Origin of the sequence: Hydrocoleum sp. CS-953, from assembly GCF_002260545.1 — a bacterium.
Classification (GTDB): domain Bacteria; phylum Cyanobacteriota; class Cyanobacteriia; order Cyanobacteriales; family Microcoleaceae; genus Trichodesmium.
Genome location: NZ_LGSU01001231.1, coordinates 1 through 8,254 on the forward strand (window position 1 = coordinate 1; position 8,254 = coordinate 8,254).

Consider the following 8,254-nt stretch of genomic DNA (forward strand, 5'->3'; position numbering starts at 1 on the left):
TTTTGGTATGCAGCAATGGCAGATTCAATATTCTCAGCTTTGTCTCCTGTTATTCTGTCACTGTAGGCATTACCGAGATTATTTTGAGTCGCTGCCCAATTTTCCGGGTGACTGTTGCGGGTAAAGACTGTGGATATTAGTTCATAACCTGCGATGCTAATTTCCATGTTATTTGCTTTGTTGCCTAGAGGAAACTGCTCAATGAGGTTACTGAAATCACCAATAAATATAGCCATGCTTTCTGCTACATCCGCCTCCACCTCCGAAAATTTAGCAGTTGCCCAGTCTTCCAATATATCAGCAAAGTTATTGTCAAGTTTATCTAAGTTTTCTTGTAGGAGTGGGTAGACAACTTCGGGGTTGCCCTCACTTTCTGCAGTTGCCTGCAATACCTCCATCAAGAAATTTGTATAGTCTTGGTATGCTAGCTGACTTGCTATTTCGAGTAAAAATTCTGCATTATCTTGATCGCCCCCTTCTGCCAACTGCTCTGCCACTTGGAACATTGTTTGCCATNTATTGTCAAGTTTATCTAAGTTTTCTTGTAGGAGTGGGTAGACAACTTCGGGGTTGCCCTCACTTTCTGCAGTTGCCTGCAATACCTCCATCAAGAAATTTGTATAGTCTTGGTATGCTAGCTGACTTGCTATTTCGAGTAAAAATTCTGCATTATCTTGATCGCCCCCTTCTGCCAACTGCTCTGCCACTTGGAACATTGTTTGCCATAACCCAGAATCTATTAATTCCTGATTATCATTCAGAATTTTGTTGATTTCTTCGTTACTCTCACGATTAAGTAGTAAGGTGTTAATCAGATTCAGATAAGCTTGAATGCGTTGTTCGTCCATATTTTTAAGTCAAAAGTGAAAATTGTCCGCAGCGAGGGGGAAGGGAACAGAAATTATTTGATTTGAACCACTCAACACCCCCCGAAGCAATCTCTTCTATTATAGATATGTGGAGATTGCTACCTTTAGGGAAGGCTTCGCCTACGGCGCTCGTTAATGATTATTCCTAAAGGTTAACTATTTTTATCACCGCCTTGCTGTCGCAAAACTACGTTAACGCAATGACAGCCCAAAATTGTCCGCAGCGAGGGGGGAGGGAACATAAATTATTTNACCGCCTTGCTGTCGCAAAACTACGTTAACGCAATGACAGCCCAAAATTGTCCGCAGCGAGGGGGGAGGGAACATAAATTATTTGACTTGAACCACTCAACACCCCCCGAAGCAATCTCTCCTATTATAGATATGTAGAGATTGCTTTGGCTAAGTTAATGATTCATCCTAAAGGTTAACTGTTTTTATTACCGCCTTGCTGTCGCAAAACTGCGTTAACGCAATGACAGCCCAATATTGTCATTATTTGCCAATCTATATAACTCACAAATAACCATAATATTAGATTACAAAAATTCTACTTTTCCAATCATATCTTCAGGTTCCAATACTTCCCAAATCAGAATTAACCCCCGTAAAATTTCACCTACCGAACGACTTCCCTTAATACAATAAGCAATTCCAGTATGTGAAAAACCAGCATAATGTAGTCGCAAAAAATCTCTATCCTGAGTAAAAATAACCCGATTTTGATTCGCAGCAAATATCAATTGTTCCTCATCTGGCAGAGAAATTAAATTCGCCTCAGAAGTAGTAGTTACATCAATATTTCGTCGCCTTAAACCATCAGCTATTGCATTAGGAGCATTTTCATCCAGATGAAATTTAATCTTTTGTACCATGACCTTCTCTTAATTTTTTTGCCACTAAAGAAGGAGTTTCAGCTTGCATTGCTCTAGCAAATTCTTCATCCTCCAAAATTTGCTGCCTAATCTCTTCTAAATGGTCGTGATAATAAGTCAAAGCAGCATAAACATCAGCTAAAGTAATANTGACCTTCTCTTAATTTTTTTGCCACTAAAGAAGGAGTTTCAGCTTGCATTGCTCTAGCAAATTCTTCATCCTCCAAAATTTGCTGCCTAATCTCTTCTAAATGGTCGTGATAATAAGTCAAAGCAGCATAAACATCAGCTAAAGTAATACTAGGATATTGAGAGACAATTTCATCTGGTGAAAGCCCCATTTTTTCATGGCAAATAACAATATCTTCTACTCTAATTCGATGCCCAGCAATCCTAGGTTTTCCACCACAAATTCCAGGAGTAATTTCAATATGTTCTGTAATTGTAGATGTTTTAGACATAACTAATTTTGAAATATAATAAATAGACTTATTTGGATTTTAACATATTATTAGCGATATAGCTGCCGCTAGGCTTCGCCTTTTCCTGACGGAATGCTCCGCAAACATGTCGCGCAGCGAAACGCTCCCTAGTAGCTCGAAACTGATTTTGCCACGGATGCAGGGATGATTTTTTTGAGCTAAGTTTGGCGATCGCTCTTAATTAAGATAATGCCAATAATGAGTGATAAAAAAGTTTTTGTTTGTAGTATTGCTTTAACCTAAACAAAATCGGGCTAGAGCAATACTACGAGAGCTTCTAATTATAAATATTCAACCCCTACCAAACTTGGAGTTTTTCCAGATGTCTACTACACTAATTTTCCGCAGGAACAAAATTTAATGCTTGACCATTCAACTGCGGAAACTCAATCAACACATCAATAAAATCTCCCGTTGTACCATCAAAACGAACCACACTACCAGTACCAGTGCTACTCGCATAAAGATTACCATCAGGTCCGAAACCTAACCCCCTTGGTGCATCAAATATTGGTACTCCCTCTGCATCGACACCAGCATCAAGCACATCTAACAACGCTCCCGTATTAATATCATAGACACGAACCGTACCTACGGAATCATCCTGACCAAAAGGAAACTCACTGCTGACATAAATATTACCATCCAAACCACTAATCACATCTAGGGGACTCAACTGAGGGTCATTAACAAAACTAGGATTTAAAACCTCACCCGTGAGACCATCATATTGAATAATTGTACCTCCGCCTCCACCTGTTGTTGGATCGGCACCATTTCCTAAATAAAAATTACCATCAGAACCGAATACAAAACCCCTGGGAAAATCTACTAATTCTGAGGGAATAAACTCATCAATAAAATCTCCTGTTTGACCATTAAAACGTAAAATTGCTCCTAAAGAACGCGCCCCCACATAATAATTATTATCGGGTCCAAAAACAGAACCTCCACCATTTAATTCAGGAAATTCTGTAAATGTTTCAATGAAATTTCCAGTAGTAGCATCGAAACGTAAAACATCATCATTTCCACCATTAATTAAAACAGTATTAGACCCATCAATTTCTCGTACAATATCTCTAGGGTCAGTTAATCCTCCACCATTAGTAAATTCACCAATAAATCTACCAGTTAAACCATCAAAACGCAAAGCAGCACCATTTCCATTATTAGCAGCACTGGTAACAACAACATCAAATATTGTACCGATAAAATTTTGGGAAAATAACCGACCTTCAGCAATGCCAAAGTTAACAAAATGTTCGATAGAAGTTAATAAATTTTGTTGAACTGCATCAGCAACATCAATATTTTCTTGTAGATAAATATTGGTATTAAATTGAGGATTAGGGTCACGATTTTCTAGTTGACCAACTTGAATAAAATGTTGAATGGGAGTAATTGAATTTTGTTGAACTAAAGCAGCAACATCTGGATTATTGGTTAAATAAAAGTTAGTATCAAAAAAAATACTAGGGTCTCGTCCTTCAAATTGACCAAACCGAATGAAGTGGTCGAAACCACTTTGGATAATGTCATTGTTTAAAGATACTGTTCCTGCGACACCAGGGTTATTATCTAAATAGAAGTTTTCATCAAACAGGTCAATAATTTCTAGCATGAGTTATTTCAGTTATCAGTTATTAGGACTGACTGTTTAAGTCAGATAATTAGGGGTTTTTATATCAAATCTAGATGATTAGTTATTGTAGTTCAGTGTGACTGGAACTGAGTGGAAGGTTTGCGGAGCATTCCGGAACGGATAGCAATCTCAGAGGTTTAGGAGATTGGTTCCCTTTCGTCCTACGTCCGACATGAAACGGTCGCAACAACAATTTTTCAACCAGATTTTATATTAGTTATTTATGCACAACTCTTTTAATTTGGCAAGTCTTTGTATTTTATTGCTTTTGGAGTAGTAATAATTGAAGAAAATTTCTGGTAAATTATAATTAAAAAGCTGATAGTTAATGCCTAATTGTTGACCGCTAAATTAACTTAGAATATTTTCTACTCCAATTACATTTCCTATTACTGCCTGCTCAATAATTCTTCTATATTGTAATCTCCATTGCAAAGCATTAGAGATAGTAATATAACCCTGTTGTGGAGGTTGTCTAATTATTCTCTCAGCCAAAACTTCACGTCCTATTTCATCTAAAGGAAGATTACCGAAATATTGTGGTTTAAAGCCTCCCCTTTTAAGGGGATAATAAATAAAAATTTTCCTGTTCGTCAATCCTCTTCTTTTCAATAAGAGGTAATTCTAAATTCTAAATTCTAAATTCTAAATTCTTGAAGGTCTTCCAAAAATCCGATTACATCATCTTGATTACTATTACGAGTAATAATTTCTATTAAACCCCGTGTTGTTTGATAATCTCCTGTTCTTTCTTTTGCTACAAATATCGCGTTTTGAATATTCAAACTTGCTGCTCGTAATTCATGATTATCTGTTTTTTCATACACAAAAATAAGTAGATTATAACCTAATCCATAAACTTTTTGACTAGCATCTCGAAATGGACAAGATAATTGTGGTTGTCGTATAGATGTCACCTTTAAATCTACTTCTAATTTCGGGAAATCTATGCCACTTGCTGCACTACCTGGAGTATATAAATACTTTTTTTCTAAATAATTATTGAATGCTTGCTCTACATAAGTTCCTACTGCTTTACCATCGGTAGTACCGTACAAATCAGCAATTGGTGTAATGCTTAAATCTCTAACAAAAATTTCTGCCTCATTTTTGAATAATGATAGGGTAAGTTTTTTCATATATTGATAAATATTGAATTAAAATAATGTTAACTGTTGCCAAGGTTGATGCTTAAACTTAAAGTTTTGTTTACCAATTCTTTGACAGATCCATTCTACACAATCAGGCACAACTGAATTACCATATAAAGNCGGTAGTACCGTACAAATCAGCAATTGGTGTAATGCTTAAATCTCTAACAAAAATTTCTGCCTCATTTTTGAATAATGATAGGGTAAGTTTTTTCATATATTGATAAATATTGAATTAAAATAATGTTAACTGTTGCCAAGGTTGATGCTTAAACTTAAAGTTTTGTTTACCAATTCTTTGACAGATCCATTCTACACAATCAGGCACAACTGAATTACCATATAAAGCATATTGGTGATAAATTTTAGCAATTCGACACCAATTCTCAGGAAATCCCATTAAACGAGCATATTCAATATTAGTTAAACGGCGGAATTTATTACCGACTTGATATCTTTCATAATGTCTAGAAGTAGAAGCGGTTAATGTAGAAGTAACGCCATTAATGCCAAATATTGTATAGCCAAGACGCGCTCTTCCTCCTTGGTTATATAATATTTCCACACCATTACAATATCTATTTACAGTTTTGCTTTTTTTTATTCTTTCTTGGGTGTCAGAAGTAAAGTCAAATTGGGGATTTATTTCTGATTCATCTTGGAGAATATCTTTGAGTTTTTTTCTGGGTTTTATATCAACCATTAATGGCGAGGGTTGACTATACATTTGATTTTGATAAGCAATACCCCAGTTATAGTTTTTACTACTGAAATTCATAATAGGCTGCATATATTTTTGGATTTCACTATTTTCATTCCCAGGTAAACTTTCAATATCATTATCTGTTAAAAATACAGAAAACTTTTCTAGAGCAGGAGTGTTTTGAGTAGATTCAATACAAGTACCAAAAATAAAAATTCGGTCTCTGTTTTCGGGAATACCAAAATTTATCGGATTAATAATTCGCCATTCAATAAAATAGTCTAAGGAAGCAAGAGCATTTAATATAATTCGGAAATGATGCCCTTTTTCCATCCCTATAATTCTTTTAACATTTTCTAATAAAAAATATTTCGGCTTTTTAGCTTGGATTATTTCAAGTATTCCTTCAAAAAGTGTTCCCCTGACTCTATCTCTAATTCCCATTTTTTTACCTGCTTGACTAAATAGTTGACNAATATGCTAGTCGATGATGCCCAACTAGGATAAATTCTCCAAATATTTGGTTGTACAGAGCTGATGGTCATTTCAGTTAGCCTCCTCCGAAAAAACTCCCGAAAATATTTCGGCTTTTTAGCTTGGATTATTTCAAGTATTCCTTCAAAAAGTGTTCCCCTGACTCTATCTCTAATTCCCATTTTTTTACCTGCTTGACTAAATAGTTGACAGGGAAATCCAGCAGTGAAAATATCGTGTTCGGGAATTTCTGATAAATTAATTTGATTAATATCATCTAATACTATAGAACTACTACTAAAATTACTTTGATAAACTTGACAACAAAGTTCGTTAATATCATTAGCCCAAATATTGTCAATATTTGCAGCTTTCATTCCCAACTGAAAACCACCTATTCCAGCAAATAATTCTATGGCTTTTAGTTTGTTAGTTTGAGTCAATTTATTATTTCCTTTAAGTGAGTGATTTTTGATTTTGAGTATTGGTCTGCAAATACAGTTTCAGCAAAGGTTGAATTGTCAACAAAGCATAACTCGAACTTTCGCTTTTTTCAATTTTAAAATGGGCCTCAGTAACATTACAGTTATTAGCTATATTTGCGTATTTTTGACTATTCCCACCAATTTTTAAGATAGCTTGTTGCAGAGTATTTAAGTGTTTTCACTNCTGAATCATTTACTGCCATTATGTTAGTGGTAGTTTCTGCCGATGGTTATTTATCTGATGCTGAAGCTGACTTACTTTCTACCGTTTTAGGTCGAATGCAACTTTTCAGAAGTTACCCCAGTGAAGTTATGCGGAGAATGTTCGACAAACTTTGTGGAGTGCTGAAAAAACAGGGAAATGAAGCACTTATTAACGCAGCTTTAAACTCACTCCCCCACGAATTATATGAGACTACTTTTGCGATCGCCACTGACCTTGTTTTATCGGACGGTGAAGTTACAGAAGAAGAAGAGCAGCTTTTAGGCAGTTTGTGTAACGCTCTTGAAATTCCTAATGAGACAGTAAACGAAATTATCCGCGTCATGGTCATCAAAAATAAAGGTTAGTATTAAAAACATTTTGATACTTAAACTTTGCTTCTATCACCCACCTTTTATTTGAGGAGGGTGAATTTTTTTCGCCTAGTTATTGCCAAACTGAACCAAAAGAAATAACGTACCGTGGTGCAAATCAGAAGTTATAAAAAGGAAGTATGAACCAAGGAAAAACTCAGTCATAGATTATTTCTGACTTCTAATTTTATTATAACCGTTCACCAATACCAAAGTGGAAACGACAGTCACCTTCATCATTAATAGCTTAATCAATTCTAATCGGACTTAGAGGAGAATATAACTTTCAAGTTAGATTTATTTTGCCGTTCGCCCAAAGTTTCTGATAGTGTTTTCTATAGTTCAAAGGCGACTTTTTTAATATAGGTTATATAGGTTTGAGGACAATTACAGTTATTAGCTATATTTGCGTATTTTTGACTATTCCCACCAATTTTTAAGATAGCTTGTTGCAGAGTATTTAAGTGTTTTCACTATTGCGGAACTAATATATTTAGTCGATAATAAAAAAAATGGTTAAGACAGTTAATTATATTTCAGCTCATTCGGAGAGAAGAGATGAGAATACCATTTTATCTTGCCAACAATTTTTATTNTATTTAGTCGATAATAAAAAAAATGGTTAAGACAGTTAATTATATTTCAGCTCATTCGGAGAGAAGAGATGAGAATACCATTTTATCTTGCCAACAATTTTTATTAGTTAAAACCAGGAGAAAAAAATGGGATTATTTGATGGGTTGCGTAAATCTAAAAGTGTCAGCAGCGAAATAACTTTAGGACCTGCTGAATCATTTACTGCCATTATGTTAGTGGTAGTTTCTGCCGATGGTTATTTATCTGATGCTGAAGCTGACTTACTTTCTACCGTTTTAGGTCGAATGCAACTTTTCAGAAGTTACCCCAGTGAAGTTATGCGGAGAATGTTCGACAAACTTTGTGGAGTGCTGAAAAAACAGGGAAATGAAGCACTTATTAACGCAGCTTTAAACTC

At 35.2% G+C, this 8,254-nt stretch carries 7 protein-coding genes and 2 pseudogenes; 2 read left to right on the top strand and 7 right to left on the bottom strand.

Features of this window, described 5'->3' with window-relative positions:
• Positions 1-1,408: 1,408 nt before the first annotated feature.
• The 7 genes and pseudogenes from AFK68_RS20850 to AFK68_RS20885 all read right to left on the bottom strand — a co-directional run.
• A complete protein-coding gene (locus AFK68_RS20850; RefSeq protein ID WP_094674755.1) occupies positions 1,409-1,744 on the bottom strand; it encodes a DUF5615 family PIN-like protein in 336 nt (111 codons plus the stop codon).
• Between the two features lie 150 nt (positions 1,745-1,894).
• Positions 1,895-2,205, bottom strand: a pseudogene (locus tag AFK68_RS20860) (DUF433 domain-containing protein); the annotation flags it as partial.
• 355 nt (positions 2,206-2,560) lie between these two features.
• Positions 2,561-3,850 carry a hypothetical protein gene (locus tag AFK68_RS20865; protein WP_094674759.1) on the bottom strand — a complete coding sequence of 430 codons (1,290 nt, stop codon included), beginning with the start codon at positions 3,848-3,850 and terminating at the stop codon, positions 2,561-2,563.
• Between the two features lie 372 nt (positions 3,851-4,222).
• Complete coding sequence (locus AFK68_RS20870) at positions 4,223-4,468, bottom strand: hypothetical protein (protein ID WP_246844314.1); 246 nt, start codon at positions 4,466-4,468, stop codon at positions 4,223-4,225.
• Between the two features lie 41 nt (positions 4,469-4,509).
• A complete protein-coding gene (locus AFK68_RS20875) occupies positions 4,510-5,010 on the bottom strand; it encodes a restriction endonuclease (protein ID WP_246844315.1) in 501 nt (166 codons plus the stop codon).
• Positions 5,011-5,257: 247 nt separating this feature from the next.
• Positions 5,258-6,169: a DNA (cytosine-5-)-methyltransferase gene (locus AFK68_RS20880; RefSeq protein WP_246844317.1), complete on the bottom strand. Its 912-nt coding sequence runs from the start codon at positions 6,167-6,169 to the stop codon at positions 5,258-5,260.
• A 30-nt stretch (positions 6,170-6,199) separates the two neighbouring features.
• Positions 6,200-6,642: pseudogene (locus AFK68_RS20885) on the bottom strand (DNA cytosine methyltransferase); the annotation flags it as partial.
• A 246-nt stretch (positions 6,643-6,888) separates the two neighbouring features.
• Here AFK68_RS20885 and AFK68_RS20890 point away from each other — a divergent pair.
• Positions 6,889-7,254 (top strand): tellurite resistance TerB family protein, encoded by a 366-nt coding sequence (locus tag AFK68_RS20890; protein ID WP_094674761.1) that lies wholly within the window; start codon positions 6,889-6,891, stop codon positions 7,252-7,254.
• A gap of 728 nt (positions 7,255-7,982) precedes the next feature.
• Positions 7,983-8,254, top strand: a 272-nt coding sequence (locus AFK68_RS20895) for a tellurite resistance TerB family protein (protein WP_168186581.1), incomplete at its 3' end; no start/stop codon positions are given.

Excerpts from the sequence above, each read along its gene's own strand:
- AFK68_RS20850 (WP_094674755.1), bottom strand. The coding sequence starts at position 1,744 with ATGGTACAAAAGATTAAATTTCATCTGGATGAAAATGCTCCTAATGCA.
- AFK68_RS20865 (WP_094674759.1), bottom strand. The coding sequence starts at position 3,850 with ATGCTAGAAATTATTGACCTGTTTGATGAAAACTTCTATTTAGATAAT.
- AFK68_RS20890 (WP_094674761.1), top strand. The coding sequence starts at position 6,889 with ATGTTAGTGGTAGTTTCTGCCGATGGTTATTTATCTGATGCTGAAGCT.
- AFK68_RS20880 (WP_246844317.1), bottom strand. The coding sequence starts at position 6,169 with ATGGGAATTAGAGATAGAGTCAGGGGAACACTTTTTGAAGGAATACTT.
- AFK68_RS20875 (WP_246844315.1), bottom strand. The coding sequence starts at position 5,010 with ATGAAAAAACTTACCCTATCATTATTCAAAAATGAGGCAGAAATTTTT.